The following is a 229-nucleotide window of genomic DNA, read 5'->3' as shown; positions in this document are numbered from 1 at the left end:
CCAGCGTGACGCCACGCCATGGAAGCGCGCCAGCCATTCCTTGAGGCGCCGGTGATAGGCGTTCACATTTTGAACGTGGATGGCGCCCTCGGCGCCGTTGCGGACGCGTTCGCCGGCACTGAGGTTGACGGCCTGGTGCGCAATGCCATGGGCAAGGGCGAAGGCGGGATAGGCGGCGTTGGCATCAGTGGCCAACAGCGCCTGGGGATCGAGTTTCGGCAGCAAGTGC

The 229-nt window shown here is 65.9% G+C and carries 1 pseudogene; it reads right to left on the bottom strand.

Going from position 1 to position 229, the window contains the following annotated elements:
* Positions 1 to 229 (bottom strand): annotated as a pseudogene (locus FVD38_RS27040) (IS1595 family transposase); the annotation flags it as partial.

The organism is Massilia arenae, assembly GCF_008014745.1.
Classification (GTDB): domain Bacteria; phylum Pseudomonadota; class Gammaproteobacteria; order Burkholderiales; family Burkholderiaceae_D; genus Telluria; species Telluria arenae.
This window is presented reverse-complemented; position numbering and strand designations above follow the sequence as displayed.